Annotated in this window: 11 protein-coding genes, 21 tRNA genes, 3 rRNA genes and 1 riboswitch; of the genes, 3 read left to right on the top strand and 32 right to left on the bottom strand. The window is 46.9% G+C overall.

Features of this window, described 5'->3' with window-relative positions; translation table 11 throughout:
• Positions 1-31: 31 nt before the first annotated feature.
• The 3 genes from menH to NYE43_RS15690 are packed head-to-tail and all read right to left on the bottom strand — an operon-like array spanning position 32 to position 3,998.
• Positions 32-856, bottom strand: coding sequence for a 2-succinyl-6-hydroxy-2,4-cyclohexadiene-1-carboxylate synthase (menH, locus tag NYE43_RS15680; RefSeq protein ID WP_095714586.1), 825 nt, complete (start codon positions 854-856; stop codon positions 32-34).
• The gene (gene menD / locus NYE43_RS15685; RefSeq protein WP_326323290.1) at positions 844-2,586 is read right to left on the bottom strand and encodes a 2-succinyl-5-enolpyruvyl-6-hydroxy-3-cyclohexene-1-carboxylic-acid synthase; all 1,743 of its coding nucleotides are present in this window, start codon (positions 2,584-2,586) and stop codon (positions 844-846) included. The genes menH and menD overlap by 13 nt, the downstream gene beginning before the upstream one ends.
• Complete coding sequence (locus NYE43_RS15690) at positions 2,583-3,998, bottom strand: isochorismate synthase (protein ID WP_341062208.1); 1,416 nt, start codon at positions 3,996-3,998, stop codon at positions 2,583-2,585. Before NYE43_RS15690 ends, menD begins: the two co-directional genes overlap by 4 nt.
• A 291-nt stretch (positions 3,999-4,289) precedes the next feature.
• Here NYE43_RS15690 and NYE43_RS15695 point away from each other — a divergent pair, with 291 nt between their 5' ends.
• Both NYE43_RS15695 and NYE43_RS15700 read left to right on the top strand, forming a co-directional pair.
• On the top strand, positions 4,290-5,009 hold the full coding sequence (locus NYE43_RS15695; RefSeq protein WP_024122606.1) for a yteA family sporulation protein: 720 nt from the start codon (positions 4,290-4,292) through the stop codon (positions 5,007-5,009).
• Between the two features lie 153 nt (positions 5,010-5,162).
• A complete protein-coding gene (locus NYE43_RS15700) occupies positions 5,163-5,630 on the top strand; it encodes a TspO/MBR family protein (protein WP_326323288.1) in 468 nt (155 codons plus the stop codon).
• Between the two features lie 30 nt (positions 5,631-5,660).
• On the opposite strand, the gene glgP is transcribed toward NYE43_RS15700, so the two are convergent.
• From glgP to NYE43_RS15845, 29 genes are all read right to left on the bottom strand, one after another.
• On the bottom strand, positions 5,661-8,057 hold the full coding sequence (gene glgP / locus NYE43_RS15705) for a glycogen phosphorylase GlgP (protein WP_326323287.1): 2,397 nt from the start codon (positions 8,055-8,057) through the stop codon (positions 5,661-5,663).
• Positions 8,044-9,498: a glycogen synthase GlgA gene (gene glgA / locus NYE43_RS15710; protein ID WP_326323286.1), complete on the bottom strand. Its 1,455-nt coding sequence runs from the start codon at positions 9,496-9,498 to the stop codon at positions 8,044-8,046. The genes glgP and glgA overlap by 14 nt, the downstream gene beginning before the upstream one ends.
• On the bottom strand, positions 9,495-10,526 hold the full coding sequence (gene glgD / locus NYE43_RS15715; RefSeq protein ID WP_095714592.1) for a glucose-1-phosphate adenylyltransferase subunit GlgD: 1,032 nt from the start codon (positions 10,524-10,526) through the stop codon (positions 9,495-9,497). Before glgD ends, glgA begins: the two co-directional genes overlap by 4 nt.
• Positions 10,527-10,550: 24 nt before the next feature.
• On the bottom strand, positions 10,551-11,693 hold the full coding sequence (locus NYE43_RS15720) for a glucose-1-phosphate adenylyltransferase (protein WP_326323285.1): 1,143 nt from the start codon (positions 11,691-11,693) through the stop codon (positions 10,551-10,553).
• Positions 11,690-13,573, bottom strand: coding sequence for a 1,4-alpha-glucan branching enzyme (gene glgB, locus NYE43_RS15725; RefSeq protein ID WP_151174468.1), 1,884 nt, complete (start codon positions 13,571-13,573; stop codon positions 11,690-11,692). The genes NYE43_RS15720 and glgB overlap by 4 nt, the downstream gene beginning before the upstream one ends.
• A 237-nt stretch (positions 13,574-13,810) precedes the next feature.
• A tRNA-Glu gene (locus NYE43_RS15730) sits at positions 13,811-13,882 on the bottom strand.
• Positions 13,883-13,886: 4 nt separating this feature from the next.
• A tRNA-Ser gene (locus tag NYE43_RS15735) sits at positions 13,887-13,977 on the bottom strand.
• Positions 13,978-13,980: 3 nt separating this feature from the next.
• Positions 13,981-14,055 (bottom strand) — tRNA-Asn (locus tag NYE43_RS15740).
• A gap of 17 nt (positions 14,056-14,072) precedes the next feature.
• A tRNA-Ile gene (locus NYE43_RS15745) sits at positions 14,073-14,149 on the bottom strand.
• A 15-nt stretch (positions 14,150-14,164) separates the two neighbouring features.
• A tRNA-Gly gene (locus tag NYE43_RS15750) sits at positions 14,165-14,238 on the bottom strand.
• Between the two features lie 7 nt (positions 14,239-14,245).
• Positions 14,246-14,321 (bottom strand) — tRNA-His (locus NYE43_RS15755).
• A 21-nt stretch (positions 14,322-14,342) separates the two neighbouring features.
• A tRNA-Phe gene (locus NYE43_RS15760) sits at positions 14,343-14,418 on the bottom strand.
• A gap of 12 nt (positions 14,419-14,430) precedes the next feature.
• A tRNA-Asp gene (locus NYE43_RS15765) sits at positions 14,431-14,507 on the bottom strand.
• A 54-nt stretch (positions 14,508-14,561) separates the two neighbouring features.
• Positions 14,562-14,638: transfer RNA gene (locus tag NYE43_RS15770), tRNA-Met, on the bottom strand.
• 23 nt (positions 14,639-14,661) lie between these two features.
• Positions 14,662-14,754 (bottom strand) — tRNA-Ser (locus NYE43_RS15775).
• A 6-nt stretch (positions 14,755-14,760) separates the two neighbouring features.
• Positions 14,761-14,837 (bottom strand) — tRNA-Ile (locus NYE43_RS15780).
• Positions 14,838-14,839: 2 nt separating this feature from the next.
• Positions 14,840-14,916: transfer RNA gene (locus tag NYE43_RS15785), tRNA-Met, on the bottom strand.
• 21 nt (positions 14,917-14,937) lie between these two features.
• Positions 14,938-15,010 (bottom strand) — tRNA-Ala (locus NYE43_RS15790).
• A 5-nt stretch (positions 15,011-15,015) separates the two neighbouring features.
• Positions 15,016-15,092, bottom strand: a tRNA-Pro gene (locus NYE43_RS15795).
• 15 nt (positions 15,093-15,107) lie between these two features.
• Positions 15,108-15,184, bottom strand: a tRNA-Arg gene (locus tag NYE43_RS15800).
• Positions 15,185-15,193: 9 nt separating this feature from the next.
• A tRNA-Leu gene (locus NYE43_RS15805) sits at positions 15,194-15,279 on the bottom strand.
• A 14-nt stretch (positions 15,280-15,293) separates the two neighbouring features.
• Positions 15,294-15,368, bottom strand: a tRNA-Gly gene (locus tag NYE43_RS15810).
• A 5-nt stretch (positions 15,369-15,373) separates the two neighbouring features.
• Positions 15,374-15,460, bottom strand: a tRNA-Leu gene (locus tag NYE43_RS15815).
• A 10-nt stretch (positions 15,461-15,470) separates the two neighbouring features.
• Positions 15,471-15,546 (bottom strand) — tRNA-Lys (locus NYE43_RS15820).
• Positions 15,547-15,583: 37 nt separating this feature from the next.
• Positions 15,584-15,659: transfer RNA gene (locus NYE43_RS15825), tRNA-Thr, on the bottom strand.
• A 31-nt stretch (positions 15,660-15,690) separates the two neighbouring features.
• A tRNA-Val gene (locus NYE43_RS15830) sits at positions 15,691-15,766 on the bottom strand.
• A gap of 22 nt (positions 15,767-15,788) precedes the next feature.
• A 5S ribosomal RNA gene (gene rrf / locus NYE43_RS15835) occupies positions 15,789-15,904 on the bottom strand.
• 53 nt (positions 15,905-15,957) lie between these two features.
• Positions 15,958-18,885 (bottom strand): 23S ribosomal RNA (locus NYE43_RS15840).
• Between the two features lie 169 nt (positions 18,886-19,054).
• Positions 19,055-20,604, bottom strand: a 16S ribosomal RNA gene (locus tag NYE43_RS15845).
• The 16S, 23S and 5S rRNA genes sit together here with 21 tRNA genes alongside, the layout of an rRNA operon.
• A 471-nt stretch (positions 20,605-21,075) precedes the next feature.
• Positions 21,076-21,177, top strand: a riboswitch (TPP riboswitch).
• 99 nt (positions 21,178-21,276) lie between these two features.
• Between NYE43_RS15845 and thiT the strand changes: the two genes are divergently transcribed.
• Positions 21,277-21,855: an energy-coupled thiamine transporter ThiT gene (thiT, locus tag NYE43_RS15850; RefSeq protein WP_101860057.1), complete on the top strand. Its 579-nt coding sequence runs from the start codon at positions 21,277-21,279 to the stop codon at positions 21,853-21,855.
• The last annotated feature ends 15 nt before the right edge of the window (positions 21,856-21,870 follow it).

Raw genomic sequence — 21,870 nt, forward strand, 5'->3', positions numbered from 1 at the left:
ATGACCTCCTCTATTTTTCCATATGAACGAGTTATAAGTTTGTTAAAAACCCACTCACTATTTTACCAAAAAAACGCGGCTGTTCCACATGCACTGTATGGCCTGCTTCAGGAACAATCTCTATTCTACTAGATGGAAGCTTCTTATGCACCTCTTGATTAATGGCGCAAAACTTTTCGTCCCATTCTCCGCAGATGAGAAGCACAGGCGCCGCAATATCTTTTAACCGGCTCCACCAGGAAGGCTGTGAACCGGTGCCCATACCGATTAAACTGTTGGCCAGTCCAATGTTATTGTTTCTCAGACGGCCCGACCGTATCCTTTGCCGAACGTCTTCAGCAAGCCGCTGCTGCGTCGAAAACAAAGGGATGCCTTCCCAATAGTCCACAAAGGCTTTGATCCCGTCACGCAAAATAAAATCGGCAAGCTTCCGATCCCGCAAGATTCGTTCTTTCCGTTCCCCGAGGGTTTTAAGGCCGGGTGTCGTGCTTTCGAGCACAAGCGCTGATATCCGTTCGGGGTATGTCATGGCAAAGGAATATGCAAGCCTTCCCCCCATAGAATAACCAATAAGTTTCACTTTGTGAAGTTTTAAATGATCAAATATTTCGGCAAGGTCTGAAACCTGCCGGCTCGTACTATATCTTTTTCCATTCAGCGGGGCATCACTTTCTCCGTGCCCTAAGCAATCAATTTTGATGACACGGGAATCAGGCAGCAACTGGTCCAGAAAGGCCCAGGATTGTTTGCTGCCGGTAAACCCGTGCAGACAGACTATGGCATCAGAAGCATTCGGCCGATCATCTGTCACAGCATAGCGGACGCCGTCTGCAACAGTTATGCTTACAGTTCCCATTGTTTTTTCACTTCCCGCACAGCCTCATTCAGCATATCACGATGAAGCTGAACTCTTGATTGGCGATCAGTTTTGATTTCTATAATGTGAAGGCCGGGCTTGTCAGCCTGCGGTGCGTATGATGCTTTAAACTCATCCCACGAAGCCGGGCATGAATACGTGCCCCCGTAAAGCTCAGCCGCATGCTTGAAATCGAGCCCGGTCGGCGTGCCGAACAAATCTTCAAAGTGTGTCTTTTCAGATGCCTGCGGCAAAAATGAAAAAATCCCTCCGCCGTCATTGTTCACGAGGATCACAGTAAGCGGAATGCCCAGTTTTTTAGCCGCCAGCAGCCCGTTTAAATCATGATAAAAAGACAAATCCCCGATCACGAGTGTCACAGGTGCTTTTGTTCCTTCACAAACGCCCATGGCAGAAGAGACAACACCATCAATCCCATTTGCGCCACGGTTTGAATAGATACGGAAATTGCGGTCCTGATTTTCGAAAAACGTATCGACATCCCTGATTGGCATGCTGTTTCCGACAAACAGCGAGCTATTTTCAGGCACAAGATGCTGGAGGATTCGATAGAGGTTGCCCTCAAATGAAACCTCTTCACTGCTGACCGTTTGCAGATATTCACGGAAACGCTGATTCACGATCTGCCATTTTTCCAGCCATTCCGATGTTCGATCCATTCCCGTATGTTCAGCCATGATCGCATCGGCAAAACTAGACGGGCTGCAGTGAATCATATGTGCGCTTGCCTGTGTCGGGTCTCTCCAGCCGCCATCCTCATCAATCACAATCTGCTGAATGGCCGGGTCATCCTTCAGCCACAAAAAAACCGGCTTTGAAACAGGCATCGGTCCGAAACGGATCACGACATCAGGCCGCAGTGCTGACTTCAGCTCATCAGCTTTCAAAAATGAGTCATACGCATCTATAACGGTGCTTTTATCATGGACGCCGTTCCGCAGGTTAGACAGCGGGTCAGCTAAAATTGGATAATGCAGCGCTTTTGACAGCTCCACAATTTTTTGCTGATCAGCATCACTGTGGAGTTCCCCGCAGACAATCATGCCTTTTTCGGCCTCTTTCAATATCATAGCCACGTCAGACAGAGAGTCCCGGTCCACGGATTGCGTACCCGTTTTCACTGACACGTGACGCCCAGTTCTCATTCTTTCAAACGGCTGATCAGAAAGGTCAGGCATCAGCGGCTCACGAAGAGGTACATTCACGTGCACAGGCCCCATTGGACGCTTTTGCGCTTCCCCGGCGGCACGGCCTGCCAGCGTTCGGATATATCTCAGCATATGCGGCGACTCTTCGGGCAGAGCAGAGTCTGTGAAAAACTTAACAAAGTTACCGAATAAGAAGTGCTGATTAATGGCCTGCGGTGCGCCTACTTCACGCAGCTCGTGCGGCCGATCAGCAGTTAACACTATAATCGGTACTCTTGAATAATGGGCTTCAATCACAGCCGGATAAAAGTTGGCCGCGGCTGTTCCTGATGTGCAAATCAGAAGCACGGGACGCTGCTGTGCTTTTGCCAGCCCTAATGCAAAAAATCCGGCAGATCTTTCATCAATTTGGATATGGACGTTGATATCCGGATGCGCGGCAGCAAGAATGGCCAGCGGTGTAGATCTTGAGCCCGGACAAACGACAGCGTCCGTAATTCCGGAAAGGGCGAATTCATCAATAAAGCTTCCGATGTAATGAGTAATCGGGTTCACTGTCAACGTCTCTCACCTCCCAGTGCAGAGATCATCGGCTTTAACTTAATCTGTGTTTCTTCGTATTCCGATTGCGGTTCAGAGTCTTCCACAATGCCGCACCCGGCAAACAGGCGTGCTGTGCTGCCTTCAATCAGCCCTGAACGGATGGCAACAGCAAATTCTCCGTTATCCTGACTGTCAATCCAGCCGACAGGAGCCGCATACCAGCCGCGGGACATCGGTTCGATCTCTCTGATCACTTCTACAGCTTTTTTCTGAGGTGCTCCCCCAAGCGCCGGTGTGGGATGCAGTTTCTCAATTAAGTCAAAAAGCGAAGCAGACGCGTGAAGCTGTCCGACAATCGGCGTAAATAAGTGCTGGACGCTTTTCGTTTTGTACAATACAGGTTCGTCAGGCTTTTCAACGTCAGAACAGCTTGATACAAAAGCGTTATGAATCATGCCTACAACAATGTCATGCTCCAGCAGATTTTTCTCATCGTTTAATAATTCAAGGCCGATGCGGCGGTCTTCTTCTTCATCGGAGCCGCGCTTTATGGAACCTGCCAGACAAGTAGACATGACAGTGTTGCCGTCTCTTTTGATCAGTCTTTCCGGGGATGCGCCGACAAAGGTTTTGCCTTCTTGTTCGATTGCAAAAACATAGCTTGTCTGCTGATCGGTCAAAAGCGTTTTAAGCACCGGTTCCATTTTGACCGGACCGTCAAACGTGAGCAGCAGCTCTCTGGCAAGAACCACTTTATCATATTGATTCTCTTTAATTTGGCTTGTTGCCGTTTCGATTGCTTTCAGCCAATCAGACTTATCCAGCTCCTGAGATGCTGTCATCACAACCTGATCTTCTTGATTTAAATCAGGGACCATAAATTCCGCTGCAAAAGCTTTTAAGCCTTCCAAAACAGCTTCTGCATCATCTTCTCCGCTGACCCATCTGTTGACTGTTAAAAACGAACTGTCATTAGACATTGTCAGCATAAGCGAAGGCACAAAGAAATCCCCTTCCGAGAAATGGTCCCATTGAGTACCTCTTTCTTCGTAAGGGTCAAAGGAAAAGCCTCCGAATAAGACAGGTCCCACTGCAGAATGCTGCAGCTTTTCTTCTTCATAAATATGAAAAGCCGTCTTTTTAAAGCGCTCCCATTGTTCAAAAACCTCGCGATACCGCTCGTCGTTTTTTTGATTCGTCTGGAAAACAGCTTCTTTGCCAAGACCGACTATTGTCAATTCACTTTCAGGTTCTGACCAAAAAAATCGATTGCCTGTATATTTTTTTGCTCCGTAATTGAAAAATGATAGAGGGTCAAGAGACTCAATTTGTCTCGAATAGCTTATTAAGACAGCATGGTTGACTTCTTTGGCTTTATGTAATGCATGTAGAACTTCCTTTCGGAACGTACGCTGCACCGTTGTCACCATGAGACATTCCTCCATAATTCTTAAAATGCTTTTAATACCATACACCTGTGTCTACATTGTGTCAAATACACAGATCATGCAGTCCAAATGGCCTGCCTTACCTATTATAAACCTAATTGCAGAAATGAAAAAGAAACAAACCTTAAATTTCTTTCTCCACTGATAGCAAAGCTTGTATCCGCTTACCATATAAGGAAAATCTCCTATATTCCTCCACAAGGGATTTATGAAAGTTCTCAGGCGATCTGTCCATACTAAAGGTATGCATTACAGAGAAACGAGGCGATCATATTGCTTACAAACGAACAGCTTCAGCATTTAAAAAAGGAACTTGAACAAACGAAAGAAGATATATTGAACCGCTTCAAAGACAATGACCATTTTCAGCTCAATTCCGCTTTTCCATATGATTCGTGGGGTGAGCTTTCTGCTTATGACAACCATCCAGGCGATCAGGCGACAGAGCTTTATGAGCGAGAAAAAGACATTGCTCTTGATTTGCATGAACGGGAGCATCTCCGGGACATTGAGCATTCATTGAAGGCGATAGAAAACGGCACGTACGGGATTTGTGAGGTCAGCGGAAAGGAAATTCCTTATGAACGCCTAGAAGCGCTTCCGACTGCTACAACGCTCGCGGAATATTCATCACAGGATGTTGTTTCCAAAGACCGTCCGATCGAAGAAGAAACACCCTTCGGGCAATTTGAATTTGACGATGATGAAGAAATCAGAGCGCCTTACGACAGTGAAGATTCCTACCAGGACGTTGAAAAATACGGAAACTCAGAAACACCGCAAGACATGGAAAATCCGCCGCTCAGCTATGATGATATGACGATGAATGCCGAAGAAAATATCGGCAATACAGAATCATATGAGAATTTCATTGCCACAGATATTACAGGCAAAGAAATTACAGTGTATCCAAGCAGGGCACATGAACGTTATGAGGAAGAGCTGGATGAAGAAGGCATCATGACGACGTTTGGCGATCTCCATGCAGATTGAACCCCCAGGCAAAGGGGGTTCTCTTTTTTGTTTTCATAAATGACCGCATTAGAGCAGCTCTCTACATCATCTCCCCCGCATATCAGGGGTTTGATCTATCCAAGATAAAGGGTAAACCTACATGTAAAACAAATACATACCGGAGGGAAATATATGAAAAAGATGTTCGGCGCAATCGTAGTTTTTATCATTACATACGCACTGTTTTCAGCCGCAGACTTTCTATTTCCGATCGACCAAAGTTGGTATCATTCACTGAAAAAGCCAGACTGGACGCCAAGCGGGTCAACGATCGGCATCATCTGGGCCGTCCTGTTTGCACTGATTTCTCTTTCAGCTGCCATTGTTTTTGCCAAATGTTCATTTAAAAAAGCCAAAAGCTTTTGGCTGGCGTTTTTGATCAATTATGTGCTTAATCAGGCATTCAGTTATTTTCAGTTTACGCAAAAGAATCTCCTTGCCGCATCCATTGACTGCATGCTTGTCGCCATAACAGCGCTGGTTGTAATCATCATTGCAAAAGTATACAGCAGGGCCGCAAGCTGGCTTCTAGTGCCTTATTTTTTATGGAGTGCCTTTGCAACTGTCTTATCCTTTACGATCTATTCAATGAATCTTTGAACAAAAAAAGCCGCTCAAATAGCGGCTTTTTTACACCATCGGCTTAATTCTCCAAATGTGTTTCGCATATTCGTGAATCGTCCGGTCGCTTGAAAAATAACCTGAATGGGCAATGTTTAAAATCGAACGCTCTGACCACTTTCGCCGATCTTGATAATCGGCTTGAATACGCTCCTGGGCATCCGCGTATGAACTGAAATCCTTCAATACAAAATACTCGTCATTATGCGGCAGCAGCGAATCATAGATGGATTCAAATTCATCGGCTTCACCTTCAAAAAAACCGTTGATCAGCTGATCTGCTACCTGCCTGATTCTGCGGTCATGCTGATAATACTCCCTTGATCTGTAGCCTCCGTTTTCCTGGTAGGAAAGAACGTCATCCGCTTTCAAACCAAAAGTGTAAACACAATCAGCTCCGACCCGTTGCAGCATTTCAATATTCGCCCCGTCATGCGTGCCGATTGTCAGCGCACCATTCATCATAAACTTCATATTTCCTGTACCGGACGCTTCCTTGCTTGCAGTCGAAATTTGTTCACTTACATCTGATGCCGGAAAAATCTGCTCTGCCATAGAGACCCTGTAATTTTCTAAAAAAACCACCTTGAGCAGCTGCCTCACCGCCGGGTCATAATTTACTTTCTCCGCAACGGAATGAATCAGTTTAATGATTTTCTTCGCGTAATGATAGCTTGGTGAAGCCTTTGCTCCGAAAATAAAGGTTTGCGGATAAATAGAAAATCCCGAATCCTCCTTCAGGCGGTTATACAAATACATAATATGAAGAACATTCAGCAGCTGCCGTTTATACGCATGAAGCCGTTTCACCTGTACGTCAAATATGCTGTCCGGATTTACAGCCACTCCGGCCGTGCAAAAAATCAGATCAGCAAGCTCTTGCTTTTTTCTGCTTTTGTTGTTTTGGAACTGCTCAATAAAAGCGGGATCAGTAGCGTATGGTTCCAGCCGAATCAAGGATTCAGGCTGTTTTATCCATTCATCGCCTATCGCATCCGTTATCATCGCAGACAAGCCGGGATTGGCTTTTAACAGCCAGCGCCTATGGGCAATTCCATTTGTTTTATTGTTAAACCGATTCGGAAACATCAAATGAAAATGACGCATCTCTCGTTCCTTTAGAATGTCGGAATGAATTTTGGCAACTCCGTTTACACTGTAGCTTCCCACTATTGCGAGATGAGCCATTTTGACAACTCCGTGCGCCGTAATCGCCATATCCTCTATCCTTTTCCAGTCACCGGGATACTTCTCCCAAACCGCTCTGCAAAACCTCTCATTAATCTCTTCAATAATCATATACATTCGCGGGAGCAACGGCTTAAATAAATGAATCGGCCATTTTTCAAGCGCTTCTGACAGTGTCGTATGATTCGTGTAAGAAATCGTATGTACCGTGATATGCCAGGCATCATCCCAGCTCATGTTTTCTTCATCAAGCAAAATCCGCATCAGTTCAGGCACAGCAAGTGCAGGATGGGTGTCATTAATATGAATGCTTACTTTTTTATGCAGGCCATATAATGATTGATTCGTTTTGCGGTAATTGTTCACAATGCTTTTTAAACTTGCACAAACTAAAAAATACTGCTGCTTCAGCCGTAATATCTTACCCTCGTCATGCGTGTCATCAGGGTATAAAAATTCAGATACAGCTTCTGTTTCCCGTTTATAAGACAAAATATTGCCGCCGTGATAATGCGCATAAGGCTCGGCGTTCCAAAGCCTTAATGTGTTGACTGTGCACGTATCATATCCGATGATCGGGATATCATAAGGAACGGCGGTAATGATTGTTGCTTGCTCATGACGAAAATGCAGACGGCCGTTTTTTTCAGTCATATGCACCTCGCCCCAAAACGGCACGTCAACCGCTTGATCAGCATTTCTTACTTCCCACACATTTCCGTTTTTCAGCCATTGCTCAGGCAGCTCAACCTGATGCCCGTCAACAATTTTTTGTTCAAATAAGCCATGCTTATAGCGAATCCCCATCCCATGCCCAGGCAAGTTTAACGAAGCCAGAGAATCTAAGAAACAAGCTGCCAATCGCCCCAGACCGCCATTCCCAAGCCCTGCATCACTCTCCATATAAAGGATCTCGTCTAAACTGATGCCGATCTCTTTCAGACCCGCTTCCACTACATCCCGAATACCGAGATTCATTAAATTTTGTTCAAGGAGCTGTCCGAGAAGAAATTCAATCGACAAATAATATGTCTGCTTTCCGGAATTGGACCTGCTTCTTTCATTTGTCTGGATCCAATCAGCGCTGATGTACTCTCTGATCATATTGCCTAAGGTTTTATATTGATCAAGCCTGGAAGAGTCCTTAAAGCTTTTCCCGCACGTCATTTCCAGACGCTTTAAAAATAAGGCTGCAAAGCGTTCTTTACTCGAGAACATCCCGTCCACTCCTTGTCACATGCTCGAAAATGCGCTGAAACTGTTTGGCTGATTGTTTCCAGCTGTAATCTGCATTCATTGCGGTCTTCATAATGCTCTTCCATACATCCTTTTGGCGATAAAACGACAGCGCCCTCTCGATCGTAAATTTCAGATCGTGAGCATTAAAGGCTGAGAACGTAAAACCGTTGCCTGTGCCCTCTTCCTCCCGGTAGGAACGGACAGTGTCATAAAGCCCGCCTGTTTCTCTGACAATCGGAATAGCGCCATATTGAAGCGCGATCATCTGCCCCAGACCGCACGGCTCAAATTTCGACGGCATCAGAAACAAATCCGAGCCCGCATAAATCTGATGGGCAAGCGGCTCATCAAACCCAATATACGCCCTGCATTTATCGTGAAATGCAAATTCAATGTACCGGAAGTAGTCCTCAAATTCCCGCTCTCCCGTACCGAGCACAATCAGCTGTATGTCTCTCTCCCCCAGCAGCTCGTGCATCATTCTCTTAACAAGATCAAGCCCCTTCTGTTTGGTCAGCCTTGTTACCATACTAATCAGCGGAATATCTTTTCGTTCCGGAAGGCCCATCCGCCGCTGGAGCTTCGTTTTATTTTCTTCCTTTAAATCAAGACGTTCAGGATCGTAATGCATCTCAATATACGGATCGCTCTCTGTCTGATAGAAAGAGTCATCAATACCGTTTAAGATCCCTGTTAAATCTTTTTCCCTATGCTGCAAAACTGGCTCAAGCTGCTCGCCGTAATACGGCGTTAAGATTTCATTTCTATAAGTCGGGCTCACCGTTGTTACATGATCAGCAGCGAGAATCCCTGCTTTCATAAAATTAACAAATCCATTGCATTCTAATCTCTCATAATGAAAATGACTCATGTCCAGACCGAGCAAGTCATGTGTCACCTCAGGCGGGAATATACCTTGAAACTGCAAGTTATGGATCGTGAGCACACTTTTCATCTGCTTATAAAAAGGGCGCTTGCTGTATTCCTCTTTCAACAAGTAATTGACCATCGCTGTATGCCAGTCATGAGTATGAATGATATCGGCTTGAAAACTCACTGCTTCTGCCGCTTCCAGCACAGCTCTTGAAAAATAAGCAAACCGCTCCCCATCGTCAAAATGCCCGTACAGGGAATCCCTTGAGAAATAATATTTATTGTCGATAAAATAATAATTCACACCATCTTCAGCCAAATGTTCAATCCCGCAATATTGCTGACGCCAGCCAACAGCAACCGTACATTCAGCTGTTTTCTTCATACGCTTTTTCCAAGGATCAGGAATTTGACTGTATTTCGGCATGATCACCGCTACGTCGTTCCCAAGACGAGAAAGCACTTTGGGCAGCGCGCCGGCCACATCGGCCAGGCCTCCTGATTTTACAAACGGGATACATTCTGAGACAGCAAATAACACCTTCAAGAATTCATCAGCTCTCCTTGCACCAAACCTTTTTTTAATACGAGCGGCTGCTCCTCCGTTCCCGCAGCTTCAGTTGTATTGCCGATTTTGACATCTTTATCAGCAATCACCTGCTCCAGCAAACAATCCTCACCAATCTGCGTTTTTTGCATAATAATGCAGTTTTTCAGCTTTGTGCCTTTCCCGACATGCACCGCCCTGAACAAAATGCAGTTTTCGACCTCCCCCTCAAGCACACAGCCGTTTGCCACTAAAGAATTTCTAACAGTGCTGTTCTTCCCGTATTTCGTTGGGGGCTCATCCTTCACTTTTGTATAAATCGGCTGCTGAGGCAAAAACACCTGCTGCCAAAAACGCGGCTGAATAAGCTCCATACTGTGGGTATAATACTTTTCTACAGAATCAATAACAGCTGCATACCCCGAATATTCATATGGGCAAATGGTCAATGCGGGGGCTTCTTTTTCAACAACCTCCTGAATGGTTCTGTATCCTTTTTCAATATGTCCATAAATCAGATCTTTCAAGAGTTCAGAAGACATGATATAGATTTGCAGCGACTGACCGTCCTGAAAGACCTCGGTAATGTCACAGCCCGCCTCCTGATGTCTTTTCAGCACGTATTGAAATTGAATGTTGCATACAGTATGGCTGTTGGTGATGACGGCATATTGCTGTGTGCTTCTATGAAAGTAATCAAGATGATCAGAAAACTGGCGAAATGAACCGAATTCATTATACTCATCATGCAAATGCGGTGACGGAAAAAAAAAGAGGCCGTCCTTTTTTCGGTGCAAATCCCATTCCTTCCCTGCTCCAAGGTGATCCATAAGAGACCGGTAGCGATATTTCGGAAAAATCGCCACACTCCTAATGTCCGCATTCACCATATTGGACAGCATAAAATCTATCAAACGGTATCTGCCAGCAAAAGGAATCGCACCAAGCGACCGCTGGGCGGTTAAATCCTGAAGAGAATGCTTATATGTGGTTTCATCTATAACACCTAACATTTGATTATTGATCAACTGATTCTGCCTCCTCTTCAGTCATTAAATCAATTCTTTCTCTACAAATTCCTCCGAAACAAGCAGTACCTCCTGAATGTCTTTTTCAGATTTAATCACTGCGCCATCCGGAAGCACTAAGCCCTTGGGCACGATAGCATTCTCAATCACGACATGCTCACCGATTGTCACATCCGGCATAATCACTGAACGCTTGACCGTTGCGTGCTTACCGACGGTGACACCTTGAAATAGAACGGAGTGAGACACATTCCCATAAACAACACACCCCTCATTCACAAGTGAGTCATGAACCTGCGCCTCAGGCGAAATAAATTGCGGAGGCTGATTCGGATTGACAGAGTAAATCTTCCAATTGCGTTCAAACAGCCTTAGCTCAGACTGGTCTTTCAGCAAATCCATATTGGCTTCCCATAAGCTCTGCACCGTGCCGACATCCTTCCAATATCCTTTAAACGGATAAGCGGAAAGCTTCTTTTTCTCCTCCAAAAGCAAAGGAATGATGTCTTTGCCGAAGTCATGGCTTGAATACGGATTCCGGTCATCCATCTCAAGGTATTGCTTCAAGAGCGGCCAATTGAAAATATAAATACCCATGGATGCCAAATTGCTCTTTGGAAATTTAGGCTTTTCATCAAAATGTGTGATTATCCCGTCTACATTTGTCTTCATGATGCCGAATCGGCTCGCTTCTTCCCATCCTACTTCAATCACGGAGATGGTCACATCCGCTTTCTTTTCAATATGAAAATCAAGCATTTTGCCGTAGTCCATTTTATAAATGTGATCGCCTGATAAGATCAGCACATACTCAGGATCGTACTGGTTCAGGTAATTGAGATTTTCATAAATTGCGCTTGCCGTCCCTTTATACCATTTCACTTCGGATGACTCAGCATAAGGAGGCAATACCGTAACGCCGCCATTGTGCCTGTCAAGATCCCATGCACTGCCAATGCCAATATAGGAATTCAGCTCCAGCGGCTGATATTGCGTTAAGATGCCTACTGTGTCTATGCCTGAATTCGAACAGTTGCTGAGCGTAAAATCAATAATCCTGTATTTTCCCCCAAAAGATACGGCCGGTTTTGCCATGTTTTTTGTTAATCCGCTGAGACGGCTGCCCTTCCCGCCGGCAAGGAGCATAGCCACACATTGTTTTTTCATTCATTTATCTCTCCTCTTTTTTTCACCGCCCGCATAATCGAAATGCCATAAGGGGGGATTGTCATTGTGATATAGCACGGTTTGTGATGAACAGCTCCAGCTTTGGCTGCCAACGGCTTTTTATTCAATTGACCTGAGCCCCCATATTTTTCATTATCACTGTTCAACACTTCGATATATTGGGTAAGAAAGGGAACGCCAACATCGTATTGATGATAGACCGAGGGTGTAAAATTACATAAGATGATAAGCGCCTCACCGTGCCGTCTGCCATACCGAATAAAAGAAAAGATTGATTGCTCCTCATTGTGGACATCAATCCATTCAAATGATTGAGCACGATGGTCATTTTCATAAAGGATTTTGCTTTTTTGATAAAGGCGGAGAAGATCTTGAGTAAAAACACTTGCTTTTTGATGCATGGGGAAGGAGTTCAAAAACCAATCAAGCTGCTCTGTATCTTTCCATTCATCGAATTGGGCAAATTCTGATCCCATAAAAATGAGTTTTTTTCCGGGATGAGCCGTCATATAACCGAGTAAAAGCCGATATTGGGCAAATTTCTGCCAATAGTCGCCAGACATTTTATGAAGAAGTGATTTTTTTCCATAGACGACTTCGTCATGAGAAAATGGCAATACAAAATGTTCACTAAACGCATAAAGCAAGGAAAAAGACACAAGCTGATGGCAGTGCCGCCTTTGTTCAGCAGGCGTCTCCATATATTTCAGCACATCATTCATCCAGCCCATATTCCATTTAAAATGAAAGCCGAGTCCCCCTTCCTCAACAGAACCTGTTACTTGAGGCCATTCGGTGGAATCTTCCGCTATCATCATGACATGCGGATATGCCTCCCGCATTGTTTGATTTAGCTTTTTTAAAAATTCAACTGCATAGAGATTCGTATGGCGTTCATCCTGATTTGGCCAATACAGCATATTAGCCACGGCATCGACCCTAAAACCATCTATATGATAGAATTCCGCCCAGTACAACGCATTAGAAATTAAAAAACTATGAACTTCCGGTTTTCCTAAATCAAAGTTAGCGGTGCCCCACAGCCAGTTCTCCCTGTCACGCTCTTTTTGATATTCGTAAAGCGGCGCTCCATCAAACATATAAAGCCCATGCGAATCTTTACAAAAATGTCCGGGGACCCAATCAAGTATGACGCCGATGTTTGCCTGATGGCATTCATCAACAAACCTCATCAAATCATGAGGCGTGCCAAATCGGCTTGTCGGGCTGTAATACCCCGTTGCTTGATAACCCCAAGAGCGATCATAAGGATGTTCATAAACGGGCAGCAGCTCGATATGGGTAAATCCCTGCTCTTTGATATAAGGAATAAGAAACTGGCCTAATTCTTCATAGGAGTAAAGCGTGCCATCGGGATGCTTCTTCCATGAACCAAGATGAAGCTCATAAATAAAAACCGGCTTTTCATATATCGTTTTAGCTTTTTGCTTCTTCTGCCACTTTTGATCATTCCAGCTGTACCCTGCAAGATCGTAAGTAAGAGACGCCGTATTCGGTCTTACTTCTGAATAAAAAGCATACGGGTCTGCCTTCAGCATGGTCTCTCCGCTATTTGTCACGATTTCATACTTATATCGTTCCTTTTCTTTCAAACCTGGAACAAATAACGTCCAAATGCCATGATCATTAACTTTCTGCATAACATGAAGCTCACCTGACCAGCTGTTAAAATCTCCAGCCACTCGAACTTCTGACGCATGAGGCGCCCACACACAAAATTCATACCCGCTTTGGCCATTCAGCTCGCGATAATGCGAGCCAAACAGCTGATAGCTTTTAAACAGACTGCCTTCGTGAAAAAGATAAACATCATGTGCTGTTGGGCTGGCAGCGGCCATGTAATCATCCTTTCTGACATCATAGTTTTCATTTATATTATTTATTCGTAGAAATAAAAAAAAGCCCTTTCTAGAAAGCGCTTATATTTATTGACATAAAACTTCATTTTCTGAAGAAAAACAAAAGATATGGAGTTTTTTGTTGTAAATTTGATATAGAATAAAAAACAAAATCAGACGCATATCATATAGTTTTAGAAAACAAAAAAACCTTGCAGGATATGCAAGGTTTCAGGATGACCCGTACGGGATTCGAACCCGTGTTACCGCCGTGAAAGGGCGGTGTCTTAACCGCTTGACCAACGGGCCGTCATGGCGGAGAAGGAGGGATTTGAACCCTCGCGCCGCTTACACGACCTACACCCTTAGCAGGGGCGCCTCTTCAGCCACTTGAGTACTTCTCCATATGGCTCCACAGGCAGGATTCGAACCTGCGACCGATCGGTTAACAGCCGATAGCTCTACCACTGAGCTACTGTGGAACGTAAAAGTCATGGTATGGTGGGCCTGAATGGACTCGAACCATCGACCTCACGCTTATCAGGCGTGCGCTCTAACCAGCTGAGCTACAGGCCCATGACGATATAGAAATGGAGCGGGTGATGGGAATCGAACCCACGACATCAGCTTGGAAGGCTGAGGTTTTACCACTAAACTACACCCGCAATTTTTTGGGGCGATTGATGGGAATCGAACCCACGAATGCCAGAGCCACAATCTGGTGCGTTAACCACTTCGCCACAACCGCCAAAATATATATATTTGTAAATGGTGGCTCGGGACGGAATCGAACCGCCGACACACGGATTTTCAGTCCGTTGCTCTACCAACTGAGCTACCGAGCCTTATTATTTAAATGGCGGTCCGGACGGGACTCGAACCCGCGACCTCCTGCGTGACAGGCAGGCATTCTAACCAACTGAACTACCGGACCATTTTAATTAGTTGCACCCATCGGGCGCTCCTTATTTAAAAGGATATATTTGTTTGGTTGCGGGGGCAGGATTTGAACCTGCGACCTTCGGGTTATGAGCCCGACGAGCTACCGAACTGCTCCACCCCGCGATGATAAAATGCAAGAATATATATGGCGGAGGAAGAGGGATTCGAACCCCCGCGGGCTTTGACACCCCTGTCGGTTTTCAAGACCGATCCCTTCAGCCAGACTTGGGTATTCCTCCGTATTGTGGTGGACCTTGTAGGACTCGAACCTACGACCGGACGGTTATGAGCCGTCTGCTCTAACCAACTGAGCTAAAGGTCCTTTGGTAGCGGCGGAGGGGATCGAACCCCCGACCTCACGGGTATGAACCGTACGCTCTAGCCAGCTGAGCTACACCGCCAAATCATATATTGAAATCAAGTGGAGCCTAGCGGGATCGAACCGCTGACCTCCTGCGTGCAAAGCAGGCGCTCTCCCAGCTGAGCTAAGGCCCCAAGAATGGTCGGGAAGACAGGATTCGAACCTGCGACCCCATGGTCCCAAACCATGTGCTCTACCAAGCTGAGCTACTTCCCGATTTCATGTAGATTATGGCGCGCCCGAGAGGAGTCGAACCCCTAACCTTTTGATCCGTAGTCAAACGCTCTATCCAATTGAGCTACGGGCGCAAATTATAATGCCGAGGGCCGGACTTGAACCGGCACGGTAGTCACCTACCGCAGGATTTTAAGTCCTGTGTGTCTGCCAATTCCACCACCCCGGCGTGGATGGTATAGTTGGAGCGGAAGACGGGATTCGAACCCGCGACCCCCACCTTGGCAAGGTGGTGTTCTACCACTGAACTACTTCCGCAGAAATGGTGCGGATGAAGGGACTTGAACCCCCACGTCTGTAAAGACACTAGAGCCTGATTCTAGCGCGTCTGCCAATTCCGCCACATCCGCAACATATAAATGGTGAGCCATGAAGGACTCGAACCTTCGACCCTCTGATTAAAAGTCAGATGCTCTACCAACTGAGCTAATGGCTCTTCTTACAAGAGACTTGAGTATTATATCATATAATAGTGGTGCCGGCAAGAGGACTTGAACCCCCAACCTACTGATTACAAGTCAGTTGCTCTACCAATTGAGCTACACCGGCTCATATGTAAACATATTATGTATAGTAAGAATGGTGGAGGATGACGGGCTCGAACCGCCGACCCTCTGCTTGTAAGGCAGATGCTCTCCCAGCTGAGCTAATCCTCCATAATTGCACTAACGTGCAATTGCTTGGCAGCGTCCTACTCTCACAGGGGGAAACCCCCGACTACCATCGGCGCTGAAGAGCTTAACTTCCGTGTTCGGCATGGGAACGGGTGTGACCTCTTCGCTATCGCCACCAAACAATTGAGAGTGTTCTCTCAAAACTAGATAACAGGTGTGACATCATTAGAAATTAGGTTAAGTCCTCGATCGATTAGTATCTGTCAGCTCCATGTGTCGCCACACTTCCACCTCAGACCTATCAACCTGATCATCTTTCAGGGATCTTACTTCCTTGCGGAATGGGAAATCTCATCTTGAGGGGGGCTTCATGCTTAGATGCTTTCAGCACTTATCCCGTCCGCACATAGCTACCCAGCGATGCCCTTGGCAGAACAACTGGTACACCAGCGGTGCGTCCATCCCGGTCCTCTCGTACTAAGGACAGCTCCTCTCAAATTTCCTGCGCCCGCGACGGATAGGGACCGAACTGTCTCACGACGTTCTGAACCCAGCTCGCGTACCGCTTTAATGGGCGAACAGCCCAACCCTTGGGACCGACTACAGCCCCAGGATGCGATGAGCCGACATCGAGGTGCCAAACCTCCCCGTCGATGTGGACTCTTGGGGGAGATAAGCCTGTTATCCCCGGGGTAGCTTTTATCCGTTGAGCGATGGCCCTTCCATGCGGAACCACCGGATCACTAAGCCCGACTTTCGTCCCTGCTCGACTTGTAGGTCTCGCAGTCAAGCTCCCTTGTGCCTTTACACTCTGCGAATGATTTCCAACCATTCTGAGGGAACCTTTGGGCGCCTCCGTTACCTTTTAGGAGGCGACCGCCCCAGTCAAACTGCCCACCTGACACTGTCTCCCCGCCCGATAAGGGCGGCGGGTTAGAAGGTCAATACAGCCAGGGTAGTATCCCACCGATGCCTCCACCGAAGCTGGCGCTCCGGTTTCCAAGGCTCCTACCTATCCTGTACAAGCTGTACCAACATTCAATATCAGGCTGCAGTAAAGCTCCACGGGGTCTTTCCGTCCTGTCGCGGGTAACCTGCATCTTCACAGGTACTATAATTTCACCGAGTCTCTCGTTGAGACAGTGCCCAGATCGTTGCGCCTTTCGTGCGGGTCGGAACTTACCCGACAAGGAATTTCGCTACCTTAGGACCGTTATAGTTACGGCCGCCGTTTACTGGGGCTTCAATTCGCACCTTCGCTTACGCTAAGCGCTCCTCTTAACCTTCCAGCACCGGGCAGGCGTCAGCCCCTATACTTCGCCTTACGGCTTCGCAGAGACCTGTGTTTTTGCTAAACAGTCGCCTGGGCCTATTCACTGCGGCTCTCTCGGGCTTGCACCCTAACAGAGCACCCCTTCTCCCGAAGTTACGGGGTCATTTTGCCGAGTTCCTTAACGAGAGTTCTCTCGATCACCTTAGGATTCTCTCCTCGCCTACCTGTGTCGGTTTGCGGTACGGGCACCTCTCACCTCGCTAGAGGCTTTTCTTGGCAGTGTGGAATCAGGAACTTCGCTACTATATTTCGCTCGCCATCACAGCTCAGCCTTATGGGAAACGGATTTGCCTATTTCCCAGCCTAACTGCTTGGACGCGGATATCCAATACCGCGCTTACCCTATCCTCCTGCGTCCCCCCATTACTCAAATGGTGAGGAGGTGGTACAGGAATATCAACCTGTTGTCCATCGCCTACGCCTTTCGGCCTCGGCTTAGGTCCCGACTAACCCTGAGCGGACGAGCCTTCCTCAGGAAACCTTAGGCATTCGGTGGAGGGGATTCTCACCCCTCTTTCGCTACTCATACCGGCATTCTCACTTCTAAGCGCTCCACCAGTCCTTCCGGTCTGGCTTCACAGCCCTTAGAACGCTCTCCTACCACTGTTCGAAGAACAGTCCGCAGCTTCGGTGATACGTTTAGCCCCGGTACATTTTCGGCGCAGAGTCACTCGACCAGTGAGCTATTACGCACTCTTTAAATGGTGGCTGCTTCTAAGCCAACATCCTGGTTGTCTAAGCAACTCCACATCCTTTTCCACTTAACGTATACTTTGGGACCTTAGCTGGCGGTCTGGGCTGTTTCCCTTTCGACTACGGATCTTATCACTCGCAGTCTGACTCCCAAGGATAAGTCATTGGCATTCGGAGTTTGACTGAATTCGGTAACCCGGTAGGGGCCCCTAGTCCAATCAGTGCTCTACCTCCAAGACTCTTACCTTGAGGCTAGCCCTAAAGCTATTTCGGAGAGAACCAGCTATCTCCAGGTTCGATTGGCATTTCACCCCTACCCACACCTCATCCCCGCACTTTTCAACGTGCGTGGGTTCGGGCCTCCATTCAGTGTTACCTGAACTTCACCCTGGACATGGGTAGATCACCTGGTTTCGGGTCTACGACCACGTACTCATGCGCCCTATTCAGACTCGCTTTCGCTGCGGCTCCGCATCTTCTGCTTAACCTTGCACGGGATCGTAACTCGCCGGTTCATTCTACAAAAGGCACGCCATCACCCGTTAACGGGCTCTGACTACTTGTAGGCACACGGTTTCAGGATCTCTTTCACTCCCCTTCCGGGGTGCTTTTCACCTTTCCCTCACGGTACTGGTTCACTATCGGTCACTAGGGAGTATTTAGCCTTGGGAGATGGTCCTCCCGGATTCCGACGGAATTTCACGTGTTCCGCCGTACTCAGGATCCACTCTGGAGAGAACGAAGTTTTGACTACAGGGCTGTTACCTCCTATGGCGGGCCTTTCCAGACCTCTTCATCTACCTCGTTCCTTTGTAACTCCGTATAGAGTGTCCTACAACCCCAAGAGGCAAGCCTCTTGGTTTGGGCTAATCCCGTTTCGCTCGCCGCTACTCAGGGAATCGCATTTGCTTTCTCTTCCTCCGGGTACTTAGATGTTTCAGTTCCCCGGGTCTGCCTTCTCATATCCTATGAATTCAGATATGGATACCACTCCATTACGAGTGGTGGGTTTCCCCATTCGGAAATCTCCGGATCAAAGCTTGCTTACAGCTCCCCGAAGCATATCGGTGTTCGTCCCGTCCTTCATCGGCTCCTAGTGCCAAGGCATCCACCGTGCGCCCTTTCTAACTTAACCGTTAAAAAGAATCACTATGTGATATCTTGTGTTACTAATTGAATGTGATGTCTACTGTTATCTAGTTTTCAAAGAACACGTTTCGAAGGAATGATCCTTCAAAACTAAACAAGACAGGGAACGTTCTGTTTATAAGACCCAAGGTCTTATATTCCGTAAATATCCTTAGAAAGGAGGTGATCCAGCCGCACCTTCCGATACGGCTACCTTGTTACGACTTCACCCCAATCATCTGTCCCACCTTCGGCGGCTGGCTCCATAAAGGTTACCTCACCGACTTCGGGTGTTACAAACTCTCGTGGTGTGACGGGCGGTGTGTACAAGGCCCGGGAACGTATTCACCGCGGCATGCTGATCCGCGATTACTAGCGATTCCAGCTTCACGCAGTCGAGTTGCAGACTGCGATCCGAACTGAGAACAGATTTGTGGGATTGGCTTAACCTCGCGGTTTCGCTGCCCTTTGTTCTGTCCATTGTAGCACGTGTGTAGCCCAGGTCATAAGGGGCATGATGATTTGACGTCATCCCCACCTTCCTCCGGTTTGTCACCGGCAGTCACCTTAGAGTGCCCAACTGAATGCTGGCAACTAAGATCAAGGGTTGCGCTCGTTGCGGGACTTAACCCAACATCTCACGACACGAGCTGACGACAACCATGCACCACCTGTCACTCTGCCCCCGAAGGGGACGTCCTATCTCTAGGATTGTCAGAGGATGTCAAGACCTGGTAAGGTTCTTCGCGTTGCTTCGAATTAAACCACATGCTCCACCGCTTGTGCGGGCCCCCGTCAATTCCTTTGAGTTTCAGTCTTGCGACCGTACTCCCCAGGCGGAGTGCTTAATGCGTTAGCTGCAGCACTAAGGGGCGGAAACCCCCTAACACTTAGCACTCATCGTTTACGGCGTGGACTACCAGGGTATCTAATCCTGTTCGCTCCCCACGCTTTCGCTCCTCAGCGTCAGTTACAGACCAGAGAGTCGCCTTCGCCACTGGTGTTCCTCCACATCTCTACGCATTTCACCGCTACACGTGGAATTCCACTCTCCTCTTCTGCACTCAAGTTCCCCAGTTTCCAATGACCCTCCCCGGTTGAGCCGGGGGCTTTCACATCAGACTTAAGGAACCGCCTGCGAGCCCTTTACGCCCAATAATTCCGGACAACGCTTGCCACCTACGTATTACCGCGGCTGCTGGCACGTAGTTAGCCGTGGCTTTCTGGTTAGGTACCGTCAAGGTACCGCCCTATTCGAACGGTACTTGTTCTTCCCTAACAACAGAGCTTTACGATCCGAAAACCTTCATCACTCACGCGGCGTTGCTCCGTCAGACTTTCGTCCATTGCGGAAGATTCCCTACTGCTGCCTCCCGTAGGAGTCTGGGCCGTGTCTCAGTCCCAGTGTGGCCGATCACCCTCTCAGGTCGGCTACGCATCGTTGCCTTGGTGAGCCGTTACCTCACCAACTAGCTAATGCGCCGCGGGTCCATCTGTAAGTGGTAGCCGAAGCCACCTTTTATGTTTGAACCATGCGGTTCAAACAAGCATCCGGTATTAGCCCCGGTTTCCCGGAGTTATCCCAGTCTTACAGGCAGGTTACCCACGTGTTACTCACCCGTCCGCCGCTAACATCAGGGAGCAAGCTCCCATCTGTCCGCTCGACTTGCATGTATTAGGCACGCCGCCAGCGTTCGTCCTGAGCCAGGATCAAACTCTCCGATAAATGGATCGCAGATTAAGTTCACCACATCCTGTGGCAACATCTGCGTGATCTACATCGTGCAGACCTCAGTTTGACTGACTACGCACATCGCTGTGCGATTTATAATAAAACTTGAATTAACAGGTACGTTTTGTCTTGTTTAGTTTTCAAAGATCATCACCGCTCTCAATGAAGCAGCTTTACTAATATAACACTCAGCTTCTTAATTGTCAACAACTTTTTTAAAAGTTGTTTAAAGCTTCTTGTTTTGTCTGCTGTTCATCAGCGACGTTTAATAATATAACACCTATAATTATTTATTGCAATAGTTTTTTAAAAAAATCTATAAAACAATAAAACTGTAATCATCTTTATTCTATCTAACTTGTAATGCTTTATAAAACATTTATCTATTAAAGAACATTTACTACAGGCAATGTCATCTTGTTGTTTTAACCTTTTTCTTGTATAGTAGAAACGAACTAAATATCCGATGACCACAAGGGGAGCATAAAAGCTGAGAGTGAGCGGTTTCGTTCTGACCCTTTGAACCTGTTAGTTAACGCTGGCGTAGGGATGTGGCAAAGTCAAATGAATTGCAGATTGTAAGCAGTGCGTGGAACTTTCCTCATCCTTCCGCGTGCTGCTTTTTTGTTGTCCTTTTGGATTGTCTATCGATGGAAGGGGATTTTTATGGCTCAATCAAGACAACTGGTACGTCTTATTGAAATTGCAATCATGACTGCTGCTGCTGTCATTTTAGACATCGTTTCCGGAATGTTCCTCCGTATGCCTCAAGGAGGGTCGGTATCCATCATGATGATTCCGATTTTTTTGATTTCTTTTCGCTGGGGAGTTAAAGCGGGGCTTACCACCGGTCTATTGACAGGTCTCGTTCAAATTGCGATCGGAAATCTATTTCTTCAGCACCCTGTTCAGCTGTTGCTTGATTACATTGCAGCGTTCGCCGCTGTCGGCATAAGCGGCTTTTTCGCTTCCGCTATCCGCAAATCCGCCTTATCAAGAGCAAAAGGGAAATTGATCGTATCAATTATTTGCGCAGTTTTTATCGGCAGTTTTCTGCGTTATGCTGCACACGTGATTTCAGGGGCTGTATTTTTCGGCAGCTTTGCACCAAAAGGAACGCCGGTATGGATCTACTCATTAACTTATAATGCTACTTATATGGTTCCGTCATTCATTATCTGTGCGATTGTCCTTTGTTTATTGTTCATGACAGCTCCGCGCTTGCTGAAAACTGAAAAAGCTTAATCTAACAACCCCCAG

The organism is Bacillus sp. FSL R5-0434, from assembly GCF_038004745.1.
Lineage (GTDB): Bacteria > Bacillota > Bacilli > Bacillales > Bacillaceae > Bacillus > Bacillus halotolerans.

Bases quoted from the DNA above. Each gene is read 5' to 3' on its own strand.
- menH (WP_095714586.1), bottom strand. From the start codon at position 856: ATGGGAACTGTAAGCATAACTGTTGCAGACGGCGTCCGCTATGCTGTG.
- NYE43_RS15690 (WP_341062208.1), bottom strand. From the start codon at position 3,998: ATGGTGACAACGGTGCAGCGTACGTTCCGAAAGGAAGTTCTACATGCA.
- NYE43_RS15700 (WP_326323288.1), top strand. From the start codon at position 5,163: ATGAAAAAGATGTTCGGCGCAATCGTAGTTTTTATCATTACATACGCA.
- glgP (WP_326323287.1), bottom strand. From the start codon at position 8,057: ATGTTCTCGAGTAAAGAACGCTTTGCAGCCTTATTTTTAAAGCGTCTG.
- NYE43_RS15720 (WP_326323285.1), bottom strand. From the start codon at position 11,693: ATGAAAAAACAATGTGTGGCTATGCTCCTTGCCGGCGGGAAGGGCAGC.
- glgB (WP_151174468.1), bottom strand. From the start codon at position 13,573: ATGGCCGCTGCCAGCCCAACAGCACATGATGTTTATCTTTTTCACGAA.
- thiT (WP_101860057.1), top strand. From the start codon at position 21,277: ATGGCTCAATCAAGACAACTGGTACGTCTTATTGAAATTGCAATCATG.